18 protein-coding genes and 2 tRNA genes are annotated in these 19,492 nt (G+C 63.4%); 16 read left to right on the plus strand and 4 right to left on the minus strand.

Annotation, left to right across the window (positions count from 1 at the left end; genetic code table 11):
• Nucleotides 1–172: 172 nt before the first annotated feature.
• Entirely contained in the window at nt 173–1,339 is a 1,167-nt protein-coding gene (locus L867_RS0122600; protein WP_028738943.1) for a helix-turn-helix transcriptional regulator, read from the plus strand.
• 509 nt (nt 1,340–1,848) lie between these two features.
• Here L867_RS0122600 and L867_RS26620 read toward each other — a convergent pair.
• The 3 genes from L867_RS26620 to L867_RS0122615 all read right to left on the minus strand — a co-directional run bounded on the left by L867_RS26620 (nt 1,849) and on the right by L867_RS0122615 (nt 5,191).
• A complete protein-coding gene (locus L867_RS26620) occupies nt 1,849–4,404 on the minus strand; it encodes a beta strand repeat-containing protein (RefSeq protein ID WP_051439166.1) in 2,556 nt (851 codons plus the stop codon).
• A 152-nt stretch (nt 4,405–4,556) separates the two neighbouring features.
• On the minus strand, nt 4,557–4,985 hold the full coding sequence (locus tag L867_RS0122610; protein WP_146086612.1) for a hypothetical protein: 429 nt from the start codon (nt 4,983–4,985) through the stop codon (nt 4,557–4,559).
• A gap of 131 nt (nt 4,986–5,116) precedes the next feature.
• Nucleotides 5,117–5,191, minus strand: a tRNA-Thr gene (locus L867_RS0122615).
• A 154-nt stretch (nt 5,192–5,345) separates the two neighbouring features.
• Here L867_RS0122615 and L867_RS0122620 point away from each other — a divergent pair.
• From L867_RS0122620 to L867_RS0122665, 10 genes are all read left to right on the plus strand, one after another.
• Nucleotides 5,346–5,597, plus strand: a complete 252-nt coding sequence (locus tag L867_RS0122620) for a hypothetical protein (protein ID WP_028738945.1) — start codon at nt 5,346–5,348, stop codon at nt 5,595–5,597.
• A 122-nt stretch (nt 5,598–5,719) separates the two neighbouring features.
• Nucleotides 5,720–7,012, plus strand: a complete 1,293-nt coding sequence (murA, locus tag L867_RS0122625) for a UDP-N-acetylglucosamine 1-carboxyvinyltransferase (protein ID WP_028738946.1) — start codon at nt 5,720–5,722, stop codon at nt 7,010–7,012.
• Nucleotides 7,013–7,167: 155 nt separating this feature from the next.
• The gene (locus L867_RS0122630; RefSeq protein WP_028738947.1) at nt 7,168–7,605 is read left to right on the plus strand and encodes a DUF2948 family protein; all 438 of its coding nucleotides are present in this window, start codon (nt 7,168–7,170) and stop codon (nt 7,603–7,605) included.
• Between the two features lie 52 nt (nt 7,606–7,657).
• A complete protein-coding gene (gene hisD / locus L867_RS0122635; RefSeq protein WP_028738948.1) occupies nt 7,658–8,956 on the plus strand; it encodes a histidinol dehydrogenase in 1,299 nt (432 codons plus the stop codon).
• A gap of 3 nt (nt 8,957–8,959) precedes the next feature.
• Nucleotides 8,960–9,433, plus strand: a complete 474-nt coding sequence (locus tag L867_RS0122640) for a UPF0262 family protein (RefSeq protein ID WP_028738949.1) — start codon at nt 8,960–8,962, stop codon at nt 9,431–9,433.
• 4 nt (nt 9,434–9,437) lie between these two features.
• Nucleotides 9,438–9,917 (plus strand): arsenate-mycothiol transferase ArsC, encoded by a 480-nt coding sequence (locus tag L867_RS0122645; RefSeq protein ID WP_028738950.1) that lies wholly within the window; start codon nt 9,438–9,440, stop codon nt 9,915–9,917.
• 121 nt (nt 9,918–10,038) lie between these two features.
• Complete coding sequence (gene infA, locus L867_RS0122650; RefSeq protein WP_004435948.1) at nt 10,039–10,257, plus strand: translation initiation factor IF-1; 219 nt, start codon at nt 10,039–10,041, stop codon at nt 10,255–10,257.
• A 34-nt stretch (nt 10,258–10,291) separates the two neighbouring features.
• Complete coding sequence (locus L867_RS0122655; protein ID WP_028738951.1) at nt 10,292–10,912, plus strand: Maf-like protein; 621 nt, start codon at nt 10,292–10,294, stop codon at nt 10,910–10,912.
• Between the two features lie 3 nt (nt 10,913–10,915).
• Nucleotides 10,916–11,131 carry a DNA gyrase inhibitor YacG gene (gene yacG / locus L867_RS0122660; RefSeq protein ID WP_028738952.1) on the plus strand — a complete coding sequence of 72 codons (216 nt, stop codon included), beginning with the start codon at nt 10,916–10,918 and terminating at the stop codon, nt 11,129–11,131.
• A gap of 202 nt (nt 11,132–11,333) precedes the next feature.
• Nucleotides 11,334–11,409, plus strand: a tRNA-Phe gene (locus L867_RS0122665).
• 83 nt (nt 11,410–11,492) lie between these two features.
• Here the strand turns inward: L867_RS0122665 and L867_RS0122670 are convergent.
• A complete protein-coding gene (locus L867_RS0122670) occupies nt 11,493–12,248 on the minus strand; it encodes a DeoR/GlpR family DNA-binding transcription regulator (protein WP_028738953.1) in 756 nt (251 codons plus the stop codon).
• 234 nt (nt 12,249–12,482) lie between these two features.
• Between L867_RS0122670 and L867_RS0122675 the strand changes: the two genes are divergently transcribed.
• Genes L867_RS0122675 through L867_RS0122695 form a run of 5 tightly spaced genes read left to right on the plus strand, consistent with a single transcriptional unit; the run spans nt 12,483 to nt 19,482 of the window.
• The gene (locus L867_RS0122675; RefSeq protein ID WP_028738954.1) at nt 12,483–12,785 is read left to right on the plus strand and encodes a glycine betaine ABC transporter substrate-binding protein; all 303 of its coding nucleotides are present in this window, start codon (nt 12,483–12,485) and stop codon (nt 12,783–12,785) included.
• Complete coding sequence (locus L867_RS0122680; protein WP_028738955.1) at nt 12,782–13,684, plus strand: phosphotransferase family protein; 903 nt, start codon at nt 12,782–12,784, stop codon at nt 13,682–13,684. Before L867_RS0122675 ends, L867_RS0122680 begins: the two co-directional genes overlap by 4 nt.
• Nucleotides 13,681–16,122, plus strand: coding sequence for a GcvT family protein (locus tag L867_RS0122685; protein WP_028738956.1), 2,442 nt, complete (start codon nt 13,681–13,683; stop codon nt 16,120–16,122). Before L867_RS0122680 ends, L867_RS0122685 begins: the two co-directional genes overlap by 4 nt.
• Nucleotides 16,123–16,132: 10 nt before the next feature.
• Complete coding sequence (locus L867_RS0122690; protein ID WP_028738957.1) at nt 16,133–18,550, plus strand: GcvT family protein; 2,418 nt, start codon at nt 16,133–16,135, stop codon at nt 18,548–18,550.
• On the plus strand, nt 18,547–19,482 hold the full coding sequence (locus L867_RS0122695; protein WP_028738958.1) for a choline/ethanolamine kinase family protein: 936 nt from the start codon (nt 18,547–18,549) through the stop codon (nt 19,480–19,482). The genes L867_RS0122690 and L867_RS0122695 overlap by 4 nt, the downstream gene beginning before the upstream one ends.
• Nucleotides 19,483–19,492 lie beyond the last annotated feature (10 nt).

The following is a 19,492-nucleotide window of genomic DNA, read 5'->3' on the forward strand; positions in this document are numbered from 1 at the left end:
TGTGCGAACACGCTTAAGCCACGCCGCAGCCGCCGTCGTCACCCGCAAGTATGATGTATTAGTTGCACCTCTCGACATAAGTTGTTCGGCCGGGAGCGTTTGGTTGCATATCTCTGTCTGTTCCTGCCACTGTATCGGCGGGAGAGGTGAGGGCGGTTGCAAAGAGGGTGCAATGAGCAGGCTGAACGACGAAATCCTGTCTTCGATCATAGGTGACATTTACGATTGCGCATTGAGCCCGGAAGGCTGGACGGGGGTCATGAGCCGCATCACTGAAACGATAGATGCCGCCTACACGACCATTGCACTGACCAGCATTACCGACAGTCGAGGCAGGTTCGCAGCGCAGTCCCCTTGGGATCCCGAGCAGATGCGGGCGCTGCAGGAGTACCAGCTTGATGCCATACCGGGCCTTCGGGAAGCAGTCATCGGTGATGTCGATCTTCCCTTGAGGACATTGTCCGTTGTCAGCGAGGCGGAACTCGATCGATCGGCATTTTTCCAGGAATGGGCCAAACCTCAAGGACTACGCGAGGGATGCACGACGAAGTTCGTCCATACCGCCGACCGGATCGGTTTGTTCAGTACGACAACATGGGCGAACCGTCCGCCGATTAGCGTCGAAGAACAGCGGTTTCTGGCATTGCTTTCGCCCCATCTGCGGCGCGCGTCCCTGATCGGCGATCTGCTCGACCAGACGCGCGTGACGGCCGGCCTCTACCGTGGCGCGCTTGACAGCCTCGCGGTTCCGGTCCTTCTCACCGGCGCAGAAGGCACGATTCTTCATGCCAACACCCCTGCCGCCCAGATGCTCGCCGAACAAATGCTTCTGCATTCGCGAAACGGCGTGCTTCAGGCGCAGACGCCGGCCGTTTCGCGCGCCTTGCTGGAAGCGATCTCCGCTGCAGCCCGCGTAGACACCATGCTTGGGTCGCGCGGCATCGGCCTGCCCATTTCGGCTCAAGGGCAACCTCCCGCTGTCGCTTACGTCCTGCCTTTAAGCGAGGGGACGGCGCGGGCTGTCTTCAGGCCCGCGTGCGCTGCCGTGTTCATATCGACCAAAATATCCGCCTCGCCGCCACCGGAAGACGTGCTGATTGCGCTCTACGACCTCACGCCGGCCGAGGCGCGCGTCACGCTGCACATTGGTAGGGGGGTGAGCCCAGCGCAGTGTGCGTCGGCACTTGCGATTACCGAAAATACGCTGAAGACGCATCTCAGCCGGATCTATGCAAAGACCGAAACGGCGCGTCAGGCCGATCTCGTGGTGCTCGTATCGACCATAGCCTCCCCCGTCATGCACGGCCTGTCGCTGCCGGGACCGGCCGATATCCGGTAAAGACAACCCCGCCCCAATGTTGTGAAATAGTCGAAGCAGTCGAACCCGCGGAAGTGCGTTTCCAGAGTTGCGACTGAACCTGGCAAACATGGAAGCAGCCCATGGACACGGCCGATATGCAAGAAGGTAGCTGCATGACGACGACAGCGCTCTTTCGAATGATCTGTCCCGATAGGCAAACCATTCCCGGCCTTCCGTATCTGTGATCGCCGACCTGACCATCGAAGCGCCATAAGTGGTCAGCTTCCGCCAGGCGAATACTTCTTTCGGCTGGGTGCGGTAACAACGAGCAGCAATACTGCCCCTTGCATCCGGCGCACACGCCTCCTGGACGGCAGCACCCTCGACCATTGACGACGATTCTCGGGGTCGGACAGAGCTTCTATCTTGAGACTGTGATGGCCAAAGCAGTCACACTCGCGCTTCCATATTCAGGGAGAAACCGTGCCCGGATATTCATGCAGCATGGCCACCGGGAGCCCGATATTTCGGGTTCCCGGTTTGCGGTATCAGAACAGAAAATCGCTTGCCTGCAAGGCGATGGCATCGTCGAGATGGATGGCGAAGTCAGCGATCTTATCGCCATTGATATCGCCGTAGACATAGGTGTCGGATGCCTGCTTGTCGAAGCGCAGTTCGCCATATGAGCCAGAGAAGGCGGCCGAGCCCTTGAAGACAAAAGCCTGATCGCCGGCGATCACACTGTTGGCGTCGATGCCGGAGAGGCTGATCTTGTCACCCTGGCCGTGGGTGAAGTCGTAGATCGTGTCCTGCCCCGCCGTGGCAACGGTCGTGTCGCCGGCCGACTTGAACAGGAAGATGTCCGCCCCGGCACCGCCAGTGAGCTTGTCGGCTCCGGTCCAGCCCGACAGCACGTTGGCTGCGGAGTTTCCGGTCAAAATGTCGTTGTAGCTGGAGCCTGTCAGGTTCTCGATCGACACATAGGTGTCGCCTTTGGCATCGCCGGTATTGGCCGACGCTGTGGCAAGATTGGCAATAACACCAGCGGATGCGCCGGCATAGGAGGCGGTGTCGCTATTGGCGCCGCCATCCAGCTTGTCTGCGCCTGCACCACCGATCAGGAGGTCGTTGCCGGCGGCGCCGGAAAGTATGTTGATACCGGAATTGCCGGTGAGCGTATTGGCCAGCGCATTGCCCGTGCCATTGATATTGGCGACACCGAGAAGCTTCAGGTTTTCGATGGTCGCGAAGGTGGAGAGGTTGCGCGAGATCAGCGAGGTGATCATGTCGGTTCCGGCACTATCAACGACGTTGTCGGCGCCCGAACCCAGCATATAGATATCGTTGCCGGCGCCGCCGTTCAGCGTGTTCATGCCGGAATTGCCGGTCAGCACGTTGTTCAGCGCATTGCCGGTGGCGTTGATATTCGCGGAGCCGAGAAGCGTCAGGTTTTCGATTGAGGCATAGGACACCAGGCTGCGGGAGATTGTTGATGTGATCGTATCGCTACCCGAAGTGTCGACGATCTTGTCGACGCCCGATCCCAGAATGTAGATGTCGTTGCCTGCACCACCTATCAATGTATCGACAACGGTGTCGATGCCACCGTCGAGGACGTTGTTGCCGGTGTTGCCGGTGATGGTGTTGACGAGCGCATTGCCCGTTCCGGAGAGATTGGCCTGGCCGAGCAAGGTCAGGTTTTCAATGGTCGGATAGCTGGCAAGGTTGCGGCTGATTTCGGATGTGATGGTGTCGATGCCGGCGGTGTCGATGACCTTGTCGAAACCGGAGCCGAGCACATAGGTGTCGTTACCGGCGCCCCCGACGAGCGTGTCGATCTTCGCGCCTTGAGGGCTGTCCTCGACGCCGCCGTCAAGAACGTTGTTGCCAGCCGTGCCGGTGATGATGTTAGCGAGATAATTGCCGGTGCCATTGATGTTGCCGCTGCCCAGCAGCTTGAGGTTCTCGACCTCCGCGTAAGCGGCAAGCGAACGGCTGATCGTCGAGACAATAGTGTCGATGCCGCCGCCTGCTGTACTGAAGGGATCTGGGTTCGCCGCCGACTCGTAAACATCATCGTTGTGCGAGCCGAGGATGTAGGTGTCGTTTCCCGATCCGCCGACCAATATGTCGATGACGTTATCGTTGCCGCCATCAAGAGTGTTGTTGCCGTCATTGCCAAGTATTATGTTGGCCAGTGTGTTGCCCGTACCGTTGATATTGCCTGTTCCAGCAAGTGTCAGGTTCTCGATGTTGGCGTAGGGCGCGAGACTGCGCGTGATGGTCGTCTCGATCGTATCCTGGCCCCCAGCGTCGATGATATCGAATGCGCCGGCAAAGAACCCGTAGGTGTCGTCTCCCAGTCCGCCGTCGACGGCGTGGTCTATCGTTCCGGTGTCTGTGTTCCTGAAAGTGTCGTTACCGGCGCCGAGCTCGATGCGTCCTTCGATCGTGCCTGTGTTGGTAATGAAATCTCTTCCCGTGCTTCCGAGGATAGCCATGTCATCGGAGTGTATCAGGCCGTCGTTAAAGACGTTCGCCTGACCGCTTTGATCCAAACCGAGTGTGATCGCCGTCGTTGTTGCGTCAATGACACCGGCAGCCGTATTGGTAATGCGCAGACCACCGTTGACGGTGACGATGCCCATGTCAGCGGTGATTGTTCCGGAATTGTAAAAGCCGGACATGCTGCTGTATGTATTTTCGACATACAGGCCGATGTGCGCGTCGATGGTTCCCGTGTTGACGATATCCATATCCTTGGCATTGCCGTAGATGCCGATATTTGCCGCTGTGATCGCGCCGAGGTTTTCGGCCTCTGTGCCTTCGCCGTAAAAGGCCATGCCGTTATAGGCGTGGATCGTGCCGCCCGTATCGACCTGAAGGATGGCATTGAGACCTTCGGAAAACATGCCCGATTTGAACATTCCATCGGCGACGATAGCGCCGGACGTCGTCATGAGGCTATCGTGGAATGCCATACTGTTGGCCATGCCGTGGCCATTGGCGACAGTGATTGAACCGCCAAAATCGACCACCCAGTTTCCGTTCGAGGCGTCTACATTCAATGTGGTGGTCTGGGCAGTGGTGATTGTCTTCGACATCGGAGGAGCTTCCCAAGATTTGAGTTGCCGTTCGATACCAACGCTCTGTTTCACTCCGATTTCGGGCAGAATCGCTTATGTTTCGATTGTTTCAAGACACGTCCCAGGGGTGGATTGAAGGCGCAGTTGAACAGTTGGCGCAAGCAGCAACCTTATCTTGACCTCTTTGCTGCCTTGCCCTTGAGAAGGTCATTCGAGACAGCCCAGTTCAAAACGGCACTAACAGCGGTCAAATAGACGTCCTTCACGGTGCGTGGCGAGGCGTTCAGTCGAAGTTTCTCGTCCTTCCACTCGAGCAGCGTCTTCTTCGTGAGCTTACGTGCATCTCCTGTCCTGGCGAACGCGATCAGGTCGTCGATAACAGGTCGCCAGCGCTTATCTGCGCCGTGGCCTCGTCCATCGGCTTTGAGTTCGTTCATATATCGATCGAACAGATCGCGAAGGAGAATGGGCGGCACATCTTCCACCACTGGCCGGGCATTCGCGATCAATGGATGACGAGGTGTCCCCGAAACGTCGCCTTCATCGCGTTCGGCTACACGTCCCAGGGCCTCCAGATCGCTCGAGCGACGGTACGCCATTCGTCCGTGCCATCGATGGCGGTCGTATTGCCGAGCCTGCGATAACGCTCGATCCTGTCGCCGATCAGATCCTGCAGTGCTGCGTCACCACCCGGAAAATCAAGAGATTCGATGAAATCAAGGGGAGGGAATGGTGCTGCTAGAGAGACTCGAACTCTCGACCTCTCCCTTACCAAGGGAGTGCTCTACCACTGAGCTATAGCAGCTTGCGAGGCCCGGTGCATTTGCGCCGTCTCAAGCGAGCCGCCTATTGCCACAGCTTCCGGGGGGATGCAAGCCGCAAAACGAACTTCGTTTGAAGAAAACCATCTCGCGCGCAGAACACTTCCGGAAAAGGTGGATTTCGGCTATCACCCCGACATGAACAAAGAGCGGGACGAATTAAGGCCTAGGGCCGAGGCGGGCGAGGGGGCAGAGGATGCCGCCGCGACCGCTGGCGAGCGGAGCCTCCGCCACGCCGATATCGCGGCCGCGCAGCGCAAGGCGCGCGCCGCGAACACGCTGCGGGAAAACCTCCTGCGGCGCAAACTCCAGCAGCGCTCCCGCCGGCAAGGCCAGGCCGACGAGACGGATGGCCTGCCTGCCGTAAATTCGCCGAATCGCGATGATTAACCGTTGCTGAACGGGCGAATTGAACCCGCCGCGCTTTTCGTCTAAAGAGCCCACCCGGCCGGGTGGCGGATTTTCCACCCATTATCAGGAAAGGCGGGTCTTCACCCGTAACGTAGGCTTACATGGATCGTATCAGGATTGTCGGCGGCAACGAGCTCAATGGGGTAATCCCGATCTCCGGCGCCAAGAATGCCGCTCTGCCCCTGATGATTGCCTCGCTCCTGACCAGCGACACGCTGACGCTGGAGAACGTGCCGCATCTGGCCGACGTCGAGCTTCTGCTGCGCATCCTCGGCAATCACGGCGTCGACGTCTCGGTCAACGGCCGGCGCGAGCGCCAGGACGAGGGCTATTCGCGCACCATTCATTTCACCTGCCGCACCATCGTCGATACGACCGCGCCCTACGAACTGGTCTCGAAGATGCGCGCCAGCTTCTGGGTCATCGGCCCGCTTCTCGCCCGCGAGGGCAGGGCGCGCGTCTCGCTGCCGGGCGGCTGCGCCATCGGCACGCGTCCGGTCGACCTCTTCATCGAGGGCCTGACGGCGCTCGGCGCGACGATGGAAATCGATAGCGGCTATATCAATGCCACGGCGCCGAAGGGCGGCCTGATCGGCGGCACCTATACCTTCCCCAAGGTTTCGGTCGGCGCGACCCACGTCATGCTGATGGCGGCCTCGCTGGCCCGCGGCACGACCGTCATCAACAACGCGGCGCGCGAACCGGAAGTGGTCGACCTCGCCAACTGCCTGAACGCCATGGGCGCGAAGATCTCCGGCGCCGGAACCTCGACCATCACCATCGAGGGCGTGCACAGCCTGTCGGGCGCCCGCCACCGTGTCCTGCCGGACCGCATCGAGACCGGTACCTATGCCATGGCGGTCGCCATGACCGGCGGCGACGTGACGCTTGAGGGCACCGATTTTGCCTTGCTCGACACCGCACTCGAAGCCGTTCGCCGCGCTGGCGCCGAAATCACGGTGACACCGTCGGGTCTGCGCGTCGTCGGCCACGGCAACGCCATCCGCCCCGTCGACGTGGTGACCGAGCCCTATCCCGGCTTCCCGACCGACCTGCAGGCCCAGTTCATGGGCCTGATGACGCGCGCCAACGGCGTCTCGCATGTCACCGAGACGATCTTCGAAAACCGATTCATGCATGTGCAGGAACTCGCCCGTCTCGGCGCCAAGATCACCCTGTCGGGCCAGACGGCGCGGATCGAGGGTGTGACCCGGCTGCGCGGCGCGCCCGTCATGGCGACCGATCTGCGCGCCTCGGTGTCGCTGGTCATCGCCGGCCTTGCGGCCGAGGGCGAGACCACCGTGTCGCGCGTCTATCACCTCGATCGCGGCTTCGAGCGGCTGGAAGAGAAGCTGACCCGCTGCGGCGCGGTGGTCGAACGCATTACCGACTGAGTTTCTTGAGGTCCGGTTGACTGCGACCGGTTGCCTCTTGCATTGCGGCGACCTATGTCGAAAGGATGATGCGTGATCGGTGCGGGCCAGGCGTCAGCCTTTCCGCCTTCACCCGGTCTCGCGCGTGATCTGCTGGCCAATCGGACAATGATGACATGACAAGCCTGAAGCTCCTCGCTCTCGACACCGACGACCTCGCGGTGATGTCCGCCCATATGCAGGACGCAGTGTTCAAGGTCGCCGACATCACCTTCAAGTCACAGCCCGGCCTGTTCGCCCTTGCCGTGAACCGCTTCGTCTGGGAAGGGGCCGGCGAAAAGCGCCGGAGCTACGAGCGCCGCCGCGCCATGCTGTCCTTCAAGCGCGTCAGCGCGGTGCGCTCGATCGGTTTCGATCGCCGCAAGGGTAACGACGTGCTCTCGCTGCTTGCCATCCGCTTCCGCATGGAGGGCGAAGGACCGGAGGGCGTGGTCGAACTCGTGCTGTCGGGCGGCGGCATGATCGCGCTCGATGTCGAATGTATAGAAGCACAGCTTGCAGATACCGGCGGAGCATGGGAAACCAGCCACAAGCCCGGTCATCCGGGCAATTGACCGGCTTGGCCGGAAAAGTGCGTGAAGGCGGGGCAGGAAGGAAGCAGGGGACGTGGCGATCTGGTTGGATCAGGCATCGGAAGGTTTTGGCGAGACGTTTGCCGCCTTCCTGACGACGAAGCGCGAAGTGTCGGACGACGTCAATGACGTGGTGAGGGCGATCATCGCCGATGTCAGGACGCGCGGCGACGCGGCGCTCGCCGAATATTCCCTGCGTTTCGACGGCATTGATTTTTCCCATACGCCGATGCGTGTCACGCCGGCGGAGATCGACGCGGCGGCAGCCCAGGTTTCGCCCGAGGTGATGGATGCCCTGCGGCTCGCCGCCGAGCGCATCGAAAAACACCATGCCCGCCAGATGCCGAAGGACGATATTTACGAGGACGCGCTCGGTGTCGGGCTGGGCTCGCGCTGGACGGCGATCGAGGCGGTCGGCCTCTATGTGCCGGGCGGCACGGCGAGCTATCCGAGTTCGGTGCTGATGAATGCCGTGCCGGCGAGGGTCGCCGGCGTGGAGCGCATCGTCATGGTCGTTCCGGCCTCCGGCGGCACGATCAATCCGACGGTGCTCGCGGCCGCCAAGATCGCCGGCGTCGAGGAGATCTACCGGATCGGCGGTGCCCAGGCGGTGGCGGCCCTCGCCTACGGCACCGAGACCATCGCCCCCGTCGCCAAGATCGTCGGTCCCGGCAATGCCTATGTCGCCGCAGCCAAGCGCCATGTCTTCGGCACCGTCGGCATCGACATGATCGCCGGGCCGTCCGAAGTGCTGGTGATCGCCGACGCAAACAACAATCCCGACTGGCTGGCCGCCGACCTGCTGGCCCAGGCCGAGCATGATCCCGGCGCCCAGTCGATCCTGATCACCGACGATGCCGAGCTGGGCCACGCGGTCGTGGCCGCCGTCGAGCGGCAGCTGAAGTCGCTGAGCCGCTCCGAGACGGCGGCGGCCAGCTGGCGCGATTTCGGCGCCGTAATCCTGGTCAAGTCGCTCGCCGACGCCGTCCCGCTCGCCAACCGCATCGCCGCCGAGCATCTCGAGCTTGCCGTCGACGATCCGGATGCGCTGATGGCGGGCGTGCGCAATGCCGGCGCCATCTTCGTCGGCCGCCATACGCCGGAAGTGATCGGCGACTATGTCGGCGGCTCCAACCACGTTCTGCCCACCGCACGTTCGGCGCGCTTCTCCTCGGGCCTCTCGGTGCTCGATTTCGTCAAGCGCACCTCGATCCTGAGACTTGGGCCGGAACAGCTGCGCAAGCTCGCCCCGGCGGCGATCGCGCTGGCGAAAAGCGAGGGGCTCGATGCCCATGCGCGCTCCGTCGCCATCCGGTTGAACCTCGAAGGCTGACCGATGGCGAAGGGCGACTTCAGGCTCTGCGATGTTGTGCTCGACGAGACGATCGGCCGCTCGACGCCGGACGTCGAGCACGAGCGCGCCGTCGCCATCTTCGACCTGATCGAGGAAAACACCTTCGAGCCGGTCGGCCATCCGGGCGGTCCCTACCGGCTGCTCCTGTCGCTGGTCGACAGCAAGCTAGTCTTCTCGATCAGGACCGAAAGCGACGAGGCGGTCGCCACGCACATCCTGTCGCTGACCCCGTTCCGGCGGATCATCAAGGACTACTTCATGATCTGCGAGAGCTATTACGAGGCGATCCGCTCCTCGACGCCGTCGCAAATCGAGGCGATCGACATGGGGCGCCGCGGCATTCACAACGAGGGTTCGCAGACGCTGATGGATCGGCTGTCCGGCAAGATCAAGCTCGACTTCGACACGGCCCGACGGCTCTTCACCCTGGTCTGCGTTCTCTATTGGCGCGGGTAGCCTGATGGCCACGGACCCGGATCTTGAGACCCATGGGCGTTTGCCGGGGGCGATCCTGTTCGTCTGCGGCATGAACGCGATCCGCTCGCCGATGGCCGAAGCGATCGCCAGGACCCTGCTGCCGGCCGGCACCTATCTCGCCTCGGCGGGGGTTCGGGCCGGCGAGCGCGATCCCTTCGTCGATGCGGTGCTCGACGAGATGGGCCTCACGCTCGGCAGGCGCCAGCCGCAGACGCTCGACGAACTGGAGGACGACTATTTCGACATGGTTGTGACGCTGGCGCCGGAGGCGCACCATGCGGCGCTGGAACTCACCCGTTCCTCGGCTGTCGAGGTGGTCTACTGGCCGATGCCCGATCCGACGGTGGCGACCGGCACGCGCGAGCAGATCCTGGGCGCCTATCGGGAGGTGCGCGACCGGCTGAAACGGCTGATCGAGGAGCGCCTGCTGTCCCGCGAAAGGCCTTCGGCGGCCCCGCTTTGAAACAAATTCGAAAAGCCCGATCTACAAGGTTCACAAAACCGCGGTGATTGTGTAGTTTCCGCCCACATTTTCGGGCCCCCGACCGGCGTCCCGACCAAACCTCAAGAAAGACAAGCGTTCAATGGCTAAAGAAGAAGTCCTCGAATTTCCCGGCGTCGTCACCGAATTGCTGCCCAATGCGACGTTCCGGGTGAAGCTGGAAAACGAGCACGAGATCATCGCCCATACCGCGGGCCGCATGCGCAAGAACCGTATCCGCGTGCTCGCCGGCGACAAGGTCCTGGTGGAGATGACCCCCTACGACCTGACCAAGGGCCGCATCACCTATCGCTTCAAGTAGTCGCCGGCTGCCGGGCAAGGCTGCGAGAGGGTCGATGGAACTGAGACAGAAGCTGATACTGGCCTCCGGGTCGCCGCGCCGCCTCGACCTGCTGAAGCAGGTCGGGATCGAGCCCGTGCGCCTGATGCCGATGGACCTCGACGAGACGCCGAAGAAGTCGGAGCATCCGCGCTCGCTGGCGCGCCGCCTGTCGACCGACAAGGCCAAGGCCGCCTATGGCGAGATCCGCCGCGATCCGGTGTGGAACGACAGCTATATCGTCGCCGCCGACACGGTCGTCGCCGTCGGCCGCCGCATCCTGCCCAAGGCGGAATATCTGGAAGAGGCCTCCTCGTCGCTGCATCTCCTGTCGGGCCGCAGCCACTGGGTCTTCACCGGCGTCTGCCTGATCACGCCGGGCGGCACGGTGCGCCAGAAGATCGTCGAGACCAAGGTGCGCTTCAAGCGCCTGTCCGGCCTCGACATCGAAAGCTACCTCGCATCGGGCCAATGGCGCGGCAAGGCCGGCGGCTATGCCGTGCAGGGCATTGCCGGCTGCTTCGTGCAGAAACTCGTCGGCTCCTATACCAATGTCGTCGGCCTGCCGCTGTTCGAGACGCTGCAACTGCTCTCGGGTGAGGGCTTCACCGTGCAGTCCGGCTGGACGGAGGGCTGAGCGATGCAAGGGTCCGACAACACCGGCCGCTCCGCCAAGGTGGAGCCGCTGCGCAAGGCACGCCCGTGCCCGGAATGCCGCAGGCCCTCGCAGCGCGAGCACTATCCCTTCTGTTCCGAGCGCTGCCGCAACCTCGACCTGTCGCGTTGGCTCAAAGGCTCCTATGCCATTCCCGTCGTCGACGACGAATCGAAGGCCGAGGACGACCAGTTCGACTGACAGGGGTGCGGGGGCGGCTGGGTGAATGGGCTGGAAGCCGTTCAATTGATTGGCTTTTCCGGCATTTTCGCAAAGCTGTCAAAAAAGTGCCGAAAGGCGCTGGACATGCCGAAACAAGATGCTATAACGCCCTCGCTTCCGGGGGAAACTTCTCCCCCGCCGGTCGGAACCATCCGCCGGATGGCTTGTCAAAAGGCCTGATGCCCGGATAGCTCAGTTGGTAGAGCAGCGGATTGAAAATCCGCGTGTCGGTGGTTCAAATCCGCCTCCGGGCACCATTTTTCCCAATGAAATCAAAATTGCTGGAGCCGCCTTGCAGCTGTCGCCCGCTCCATCCCCAGTCCCCGGCTTTGCCCGTCCCTCAGGCGAGCAACAGGTCGATGCCGGCGGTGTCGAGGGCTTCGGCAATGTCGCTCGGGGGCGGTTTGTCGGTGGCGAGTTCGGTGATGGCGGCAAAGCCGCAGACGAGCACCAGGCCCTCGCGGCCAAATTTCGAGGAATCGGTGACGACGATGGCCCGCTTGCCGCGGCTGAGCACCATGCGGGCGAATTCGGCTTCCTCTAGATCGTAGTCCATGACGCCGCGGGCGTTGACGGCGCCGGCCGAGATGATCGCATGGGTGACGGAAAAGCGGCTGGCGAATTCGATCGCCGTCGTCCCGAAGGCCGCGCCATTGTCGCTGCGCAGCTCGCCGCCCGCCATGTAGACCCTGTTGTCGTTGACGGTCGCCAGCGTGCGGGCGATGTCGGAGGAATTGGTGACCACGGTCAGACGGCGGCGTGAAAGAAGCTCGCGGGCGAGAAAGCTCGTGGTCGTGCCCGTGTCCATCATGATGGAATCGCCGTCGCGAATGGTCGCGGCGACCGCCGCGGCAATCGTCTTCTTGGCCTCGCTGTTCTCGCGCATGCGCTTCTCGAACGGGGCCTCCCCCGCGACCGAAGGCAGGCCGACCGCGCCGTGCATCTTGACGACGGAGCCGTTTCCGGCCAGCGGCTTCAGGTCGCGGCGCACGGTCTCCAGCGAGACGCCGAGCTTGCTTGCCAGTTCTGCGACGGTGATCGTGCCGTCGCGCTGGAGCAGCCGGAAGATGTCGCGATGTCGTTTCGATGGTGTCATGGTCCAGCCCCTGCATATGGCAAAGCTGATAGCCGAGGCGGGCGCATCCGGCAATCGCACCATATTCGGTCATAAAAACACAAAATACCACAAAACAACATTGACATCCACCGGGCGCTGGCATGAGATTGTCGTGCGCACCGTCGTCACGAGATACGAAAAGTACGGGGAACGACGACCCGGTGCCCAGCCAGTTTCAATCATGTTTCAACGGGCTCTACCGGGAGAACTCGCATGCTCGATCCAACTCGCCTGCCGAGAACCGCCGCCACATGCCTGATGCTCGCGAGCGCCGGCCTGGCCGCGCCGGCAATCGCACAGGAATCCACAGACCCTATCAAGCTGACGCTGCACGACTGGACCGGCCAGCTGATCACCACGCAGCGGATGGGTGAAGTGCCGAACAAGGCCGGATATTCGGTCGAATATGTCCAGGCCGACTACCTCGCCCAGTTCGCCGGGCTCGAATCCGGTAATCGGCACGTCGCCATGGAGATCTGGGAGACGACCGGCCGCGAGGCGCTGGACGCCGCATGACGCACACGGACACCAGGACCGAAGATCGCATTCACCGCCTGCCTTGCTGGAACGGCTCGATCTCGATCGAGCCGCTGCATGGCGGCTTGAGCAACGAAAGCTTCCTGGTCGCCGATGCCGCCGGTCGCCACGTGGTCCGCCTCGGCATCGACTATCCGTTTCACCATGTCTCGCGCGATCGCGAGGCGATGACGGCGCAGGCCGCCCATGCAGCGGGCTTTGCCCCGCGGGTCGAATATGCGGCACCCGGCGTCATGGTCACGCAGTTCCTGACGGCAAGGACATTGTCCGGCGAGGGCGTGGCCGCCCGGCATCGGGAGATCGCGCGGCTGCTGCGGCGCTTCCACGCCGAAATGCCGCGCCACGTCTCCGGGCCGGGCTTCATGTTCTGGTCCTTCCATGTCATCCGCGACTATGCGCGGACCCTTGCGGCCGGCGGCAGCCGCATGACGGCGGAGCTGCCCCGCTATCTAGCGCTGGCGCAGGATCTGGAGGCGGCCCAGATCCCGCTGCCGATCGTCTTTGGCCACAACGACCTCTTGCCGTCGAACATCCTCGACGATGGCGACCGTCTCTGGCTGATCGACTTCGAATATGCGGGCTTTTCCACCGCGATGTTCGACCTTGCCGGCGCCACCTCCAATGCGGGGCTGACACCGGAGCAATCGGAAGAATTCCTCGAGAGCTATCTCGACGGCGCGCCATCGGCCGGCATGCGCCGCTCCATGGCCGCCATGCAATGCGCCTCGCTTCTGCGCGAGGCGATGTGGAGCATGGTCTCCGAACTCTACCTCGACGCGCCCGGGGCCGACTATGTCGGATACACGGCGGACAATCTGAAGCGCCTCGAAGAAGCGCTCGATCACTATCACACGATCTACGGGAAACACGCGTCATGACCTTACCCTCCCACGCCCAAATCGTCGTCATTGGCGGCGGCATCATCGGCTGCTCCACCGCCTATCATCTCGCCCGCGACCACAAGGCGGACGTGATCCTGCTGGAGCAGGGAGGCCTGACATCCGGCTCGACCTGGCACGCGGCGGGGCTCGTCGGCCAGTTGCGCTCGTCCGCCTCGATCACCCGGGTGCTCAAATATTCGGTCGATCTCTACAAGGGGCTGGAGGCCGAGACCGGGCTTGCCACCGGCTGGAAGATGACCGGGTGCCTCAGACTCGCGACCAACCAGGACCGCTGGACCGAGTTCAAGCGGCTGGCCACCACCGCCGGCAGCTTCGGCATGGACATGCATCTCGTCTCGCCGGAAGAGGTCAAGCGCATGTGGCCGCTGATGAATGTCGACGATCTGGTCGGCGCCAGCTGGCTGCCGACCGACGGCCAGGCGAGCCCCTCCGACATCACCCAGTCGCTCGCCCGCGGCGCCCGCATGCATGGGGCGAAGATCGTCGAGAATGTCCGCGTCACCGGCTTCGAGATGAAGGACGGACGCATCCTCAAGGTGAAGACGACGCTCGGCGACATCGCCTGCGAGAAGGTGGTCAATTGCGCCGGCCAGTGGGCGCGGCAGGTGGGCGACATGGCCGGCATCAACGTGCCGCTGCAGCCGGTCAAGCATCAGTACATCATCACCGAAAAGATCGAGGGCCTGTCGACCGACGCGCCGACGATCCGCGACCCGGACCGGCGGACCTATTTCAAGGAAGAGGTCGGCGGCCTCGTCATGGGCGGCTACGAGCCGAACCCTCAGCCCTGGACCACCGGCGACGTGCCGAACGAATGGGCGTTCAGACTGTTCGACGACGATTTCGACCATTTCGAACAGCATATGATGCAGGCCATCGAACGCATTCCGGCGCTGGAAAAGGTCGGTGTCAAGCAGATGATCAACGGGCCGGAGAGCTTCACCCCGGACGGCAACTTCATCCTCGGCGTGGCGCCGGAATGCAAGAACATGTTCGTCGGCGCAGGCTTCAACGCCTTCGGCATCGCGTCGGGCGGCGGCGCCGGCTGGGTGCTGGCGCAATGGGTCGTCGACGGCGAGGCGCCGCTCGATCTCTGGGTGGTCGACATCCGCCGCTTCGCCGGCATGCATCGCGACCGTCAATGGGTGCTCGACCGCACGCTGGAAGCCTATGGCAAGCACTACACGATCGGCTTTCCGCATGAGGAATATGAAAGCGGCCGACCGCGCCTCGTCTCGCCGCTCTATGAGCGGCTGAAGAGCCGTGGCGCCGTGTTCGGCTCGAAGCTCGGCTGGGAGCGCCCGAACTGGTTCGCCCCGGCCGGCACCGAGCCGAAGGACGTCTATTCGATGGGCCGGCAGAACTGGTTCGGACCGGTCGGCGAGGAGCACGCCCATGTCCGCGAGGCGGTCGGCGTCTTCGACCAGTCCTCCTTCTCGAAATACGAGCTTTCCGGTCCCGATGCCCTCAAGGCGCTCGACTGGATCTGCGCCAACGACGTATCGAAGCCCGTCGGCCGGCTGACCTACACCCAGCTCCTCAACACCCGCGGCGGCATCGAGGCGGATCTGACCGTGGCGCGCATCGCCGAGGACCGGTTCTACATCGTCACCGGCACCGGCTTCCGTACCCATGATTTCGGCTGGATCGTCGACCACATTCCCGCCGGCCTCGACTGCCGCTTTGTCGACATCACCGAGGACTGGGGCACCCTGTCGCTGATGGGGCCCAAGGCCCGTGCGGTGCTGGCCGCCGTCACCACCGCCGACGTGTCGAACGAGGCCTTCCCCTTCGGCCATGTCCGGGAGATCGCCATTGCCGGCACGACGGTGCGGGCGTTGCGCGTCACCTATGTCGGCGAGCTCGGCTGGGAACTGCACATTCCGATCGCAGCTCTCGGCGAGGTCTTCGGTGCGCTGATGGAAGCGGGCAAGCCGCATGATATCCGTCCGATCGGCTACCGCGCGCTGGAATCGCTGCGGCTGGAAAAGGGCTACCGTGCCTGGGGCTCCGACATCACGCCCAACGACACGCCCTTCGAGGCGGGTCTCGGCTGGGCGGTGAAGCTGCGCAAGAACACCGATTTCCTCGGCCGCCGCACGCTCGAGACGCTCCAGGGAGAGACGCTGAAAAAACGCCTGATGGGCTTCACCGTCGACGACCCGGAGATCGTCCTGGTCGGCCGCGAGACGATCCTGCGGAACGGCGAACCCGTCGGTTACCTGACCAGCGGCGGCTTCGGCTACACGCTCGGCAAGAACATCGGCTTCGGATACGTCCGCAATGCGGCCGGCGTGACGGACGACTATCTCGCCAGCGGAACCTACGAACTCGTCGTTGCTGCAGAAAAGACGCCGGCGACCCTTCACTTCGGGCCGATGTTCGACCCGGCCATGGACAAGATCAAGGCCTGAGGACTTGAAGATGACATTCCGCGCGGATCGCCACGTGCATATTCTGATCATCGGCGGCGGGGCCATCGGCACCTCCGTCGCCTACCATCTTGCCCGTGACGGGGCAAAGGACGTGCTGCTGGTGGAAAAGGCCATGCTGACCCATGGCTGCACCTGGCATGCGGCGGGCCTGGTCGGGCAATTGCGTGGCAAGCGCAACCTGACCCGGTTGATGCAGAATTCCGTTTCCGTGTTCGACCGGCTGGAGGCGGAAACCGGCCAGCACATCGCCTGGAAGAAGGTCGGCTCGCTTCGCCTGGCCGGCAGCCCCGAGCGATGGAGCGAGATCCGGCGTTCGATGACCCAGGCCAAGAGCTTCGGCGTCGAATGCCATTCGCTGTCGGCCGAGGAGGCCGCCGCGCGCTTCCCCTACATCGTCAAGGACGGCATCGAGGGGGCGGCCTTCATTCCCGGCGACGGCTATATCGATCCCTATTCGCTGACCATGGCCTATGCCAAGGGCGCGCGCATGTTCGGCGCGAAGATCGAGGAAGGCGTCTGCGTCGAGGAAATCGTCCTCCACAACCGGCGCGCCGTCGGTGTCGTCACCAATGGCGGCTCGATCTCCTGCGACATCCTCGTCAACTGCGCCGGCCTCTGGGCCAAGCGCGTCGGTGAACTGGCCGGCGTGCCGCTCGCCGCCGGCGTGGTGGAGCACCAGTATTTCCTGACCGAGAAGAAGCTGACCCTGCCGCCGGATCTGACGACGCTGCGCGATCCCGACAACAATTTCTATCTGAAGCCCGACACCGGTTCCTTCGCCATCGGCGGCTGGGAGGACGGCACCAAGGGCTGCTGGCGCGGCAAGCCGCCGGTGGATTTCGGCCGCGAACTGTTCGAGCCGAACATGGACCGGCTGGAACTCTTTGCGCTGCCGGCCGCGGATCGGTTGCCCGTGCTGAACGAGATCGGCATCCAGACCATCATCAACGGCCCGATCCCGGTCTCCTTCGACGGCGAGCCGATCATGGGGCAGGCACCGGAACTCGACAATTTCTATGTCGCCTGTGGTTTCACCGCCGGCATCGCGGCCTCCGGCGGGGCAGGGCTCGCGCTCTCCAACCTCATCCTGCACGGCGATGCCGGCATGGACCTCTGGCCCTTCGACGTCCGGCGCTTTGGCGCAGTCCATGCCCAGGGACGTTATCTCGAACAGCGTGCGATCGAGGCCTATGGCGCCTATTACAAGGTCCACTGGCCGGGCGAGGAAGCGGAAGCTGTCCGCGGTTTGCGGCGTTCGCCGCTGCACGAGGCGCTGGCCGGCAACGGCGCCGTGTTCGGCTCGAAATTCGGCTGGGAGCGACCCAACTGGTTCGCGCCGGCGGGAACGGAGCGGCGCGACATTCCATCGTTCGAAGGCAAGCCGAACTGGTTCGATGCTGTCGGCGAGGAGGTCCGCGCCATCCGCGAGCGGGCGGCCCTGATCGACCAGTCCTCCTTCTCCAAGTTCGAGATCAGCGGACCGGGCGCGCTCGCCGCCATGCAGGCGATCGCCGCAAACGATCTCGCAGGCCCGGCCGGCAAGGCGGTCTATACCCAGCTCTGCAATGCGAGGGGCGGCATCGAGGCGGACGTGACGATCGTTCATCTTGCCGATGATCTGCTCTACATGATCACCGGTTCGGGTTTCGGCGTGCGCGATTCGAACTGGGTGTCGCGCCATCTGCCGGAAGGCGTGATGCTGCGCGACGTCACCAACGCCTTTGCCACCATCAACCTGTGCGGCCCCCGTTCCCGCGAGATCCTGCAAGCCGTCTCCGACGACGACCTGTCGAACGAGGCCTTTCCCTTCCTTGCGGCCCGGCGCATCGAGGTCGGCGCGGCACGCGCCCTTGCCGTGCGCATCGGTTATGTCGGCGAACTCGGCTATGAACTCTATGTCGAGCAGGACTATGCCGCCCATGTCTACGAGACGCTGAAGGCGGCGGGCGAGCCCTTCGGCATCGCCGATGCCGGATACCGCGCCATCGATGCCTGCCGCATGGAGAAGGGCTATCTCTACTGGTCCGGCGACATCAATCCCGACTACAGCCCCTACGAGGCCGGCCTCGGCTTCTGCGTCGCCCTCGACAAGGGCGAGTTCATCGGCCGCGAGGCGCTCGTGGCGATCAAGGCGAAGGGCGTCGAGCGCAAGCTCGTCTCCTACACGGTGGACGGCTTCGCCCCCTTCCACGGCGGCGAGGCGGTCATGCTGGACGGCCGTGTGGTCGGATCGACCGCGAGCACCGGTTACGGCTATACGCTCGGCAAGACCATCGCCTTCGGCTACCTGCCGAGCGACCTTGCCGGCCGCGAGGATTTCGAGATCGAGTCGTTCGGCCGCGTCTACAAGGCCCGGCGCGGTGCCCGCACGCTTTATGACGCCCGAATGGAAAGGCTCAAGGCATGACGGCAGAGGCTGAACTCGCCCTGGCGCGCGAGGCCATCAAGCGCATCCCCTTGCTCAGCCACCATGCCGGACCGATCGAGCGACTGGGCGGGCTCACCAACATGGTCTTCCGGATCGGCGACCATTGCCTGCGGATCCCGGGCAAGGGCACCGAGGAATACATCGACCGGGCCAACGAGCTGGTGGCGACGAAACTCGTCGCGGACGCCGGCGTCGGGCCGGAAATCCTCTATGCCGACGCGGAGACGGGCGTTTTCGTCTCGCGTTTCATCGAGGGGGCTGCGACCATGACGCCGGAGCGTTTCAGGCAGGTGCCCGGTGCCCCGGCGCGGGCGGCCAAGGCCTTTCGCCGGCTGCATGGCAGCGGTGCCGTCTTCCCGGCCCGCTTCGAGCTTTTCGCCATGATCGACAGCTATCTTGCGATCCTCTCGACCAAGGATGTCGAACTTCCCGAGGGCTATCATGGCGTGTTGAACGAGGCCGAGACGGTGCGGGCGGCACTGTCCGCCCACCCGCTTCCCAACGTTGCCTGCCACTGCGATCCGCTATGCGAGAACTTCCTCGACGACGGCGAGCGTGTGTGGATCGTCGACTGGGAATATTCGGGCATGAACGATCCCATGTGGGACCTGGGCGATCTCTCCGTCGAGGGCGGCTTCGGACCCGATCAGGATGCCGAACTGCTGCAGGCCTATTTCGGCCGGGAGCCGGACCCGTCGGAACGCGGGCGCATGATCATCTACAAGGCGATGTGCGATCTCCTGTGGACGCTCTGGGGTCTCATCCAGCTCGCCAACGACAATCCGGCCGACGATTTTCGCGTCTATGCCGACGGGCGCTTTGCGCGGTGCCGCGCGCTGATGCGGACCGCGGAATTCTCCAGCGCGGTGGAGGCGGTCGCCTCGGGGATCGGCGTCCGTGGAACGACGTAACGCGCCAGAC

It is taken from the genome of Paenirhizobium selenitireducens ATCC BAA-1503 (assembly GCF_000518785.1).
Classification (GTDB): Bacteria; Pseudomonadota; Alphaproteobacteria; order Rhizobiales; family Rhizobiaceae; genus Allorhizobium; species Allorhizobium selenitireducens.

Excerpts from the sequence above, each read along its gene's own strand:
- L867_RS0122600 (WP_028738943.1), top strand. The coding sequence starts at position 173 with ATGAGCAGGCTGAACGACGAAATCCTGTCTTCGATCATAGGTGACATT.
- L867_RS26620 (WP_051439166.1), bottom strand. The coding sequence starts at position 4,404 with ATGTCGAAGACAATCACCACTGCCCAGACCACCACATTGAATGTAGAC.
- L867_RS0122610 (WP_146086612.1), bottom strand. The coding sequence starts at position 4,985 with ATGGCGTACCGTCGCTCGAGCGATCTGGAGGCCCTGGGACGTGTAGCC.
- L867_RS0122620 (WP_028738945.1), top strand. The coding sequence starts at position 5,346 with ATGAACAAAGAGCGGGACGAATTAAGGCCTAGGGCCGAGGCGGGCGAG.
- murA (WP_028738946.1), top strand. The coding sequence starts at position 5,720 with ATGGATCGTATCAGGATTGTCGGCGGCAACGAGCTCAATGGGGTAATC.
- L867_RS0122630 (WP_028738947.1), top strand. The coding sequence starts at position 7,168 with ATGACAAGCCTGAAGCTCCTCGCTCTCGACACCGACGACCTCGCGGTG.
- L867_RS0122640 (WP_028738949.1), top strand. The coding sequence starts at position 8,960 with ATGGCGAAGGGCGACTTCAGGCTCTGCGATGTTGTGCTCGACGAGACG.
- L867_RS0122645 (WP_028738950.1), top strand. The coding sequence starts at position 9,438 with ATGGCCACGGACCCGGATCTTGAGACCCATGGGCGTTTGCCGGGGGCG.
- infA (WP_004435948.1), top strand. The coding sequence starts at position 10,039 with ATGGCTAAAGAAGAAGTCCTCGAATTTCCCGGCGTCGTCACCGAATTG.
- L867_RS0122655 (WP_028738951.1), top strand. The coding sequence starts at position 10,292 with ATGGAACTGAGACAGAAGCTGATACTGGCCTCCGGGTCGCCGCGCCGC.
- yacG (WP_028738952.1), top strand. The coding sequence starts at position 10,916 with ATGCAAGGGTCCGACAACACCGGCCGCTCCGCCAAGGTGGAGCCGCTG.
- L867_RS0122670 (WP_028738953.1), bottom strand. The coding sequence starts at position 12,248 with ATGACACCATCGAAACGACATCGCGACATCTTCCGGCTGCTCCAGCGC.
- L867_RS0122675 (WP_028738954.1), top strand. The coding sequence starts at position 12,483 with ATGCTCGATCCAACTCGCCTGCCGAGAACCGCCGCCACATGCCTGATG.
- L867_RS0122680 (WP_028738955.1), top strand. The coding sequence starts at position 12,782 with ATGACGCACACGGACACCAGGACCGAAGATCGCATTCACCGCCTGCCT.
- L867_RS0122685 (WP_028738956.1), top strand. The coding sequence starts at position 13,681 with ATGACCTTACCCTCCCACGCCCAAATCGTCGTCATTGGCGGCGGCATC.
- L867_RS0122690 (WP_028738957.1), top strand. The coding sequence starts at position 16,133 with ATGACATTCCGCGCGGATCGCCACGTGCATATTCTGATCATCGGCGGC.
- L867_RS0122695 (WP_028738958.1), top strand. The coding sequence starts at position 18,547 with ATGACGGCAGAGGCTGAACTCGCCCTGGCGCGCGAGGCCATCAAGCGC.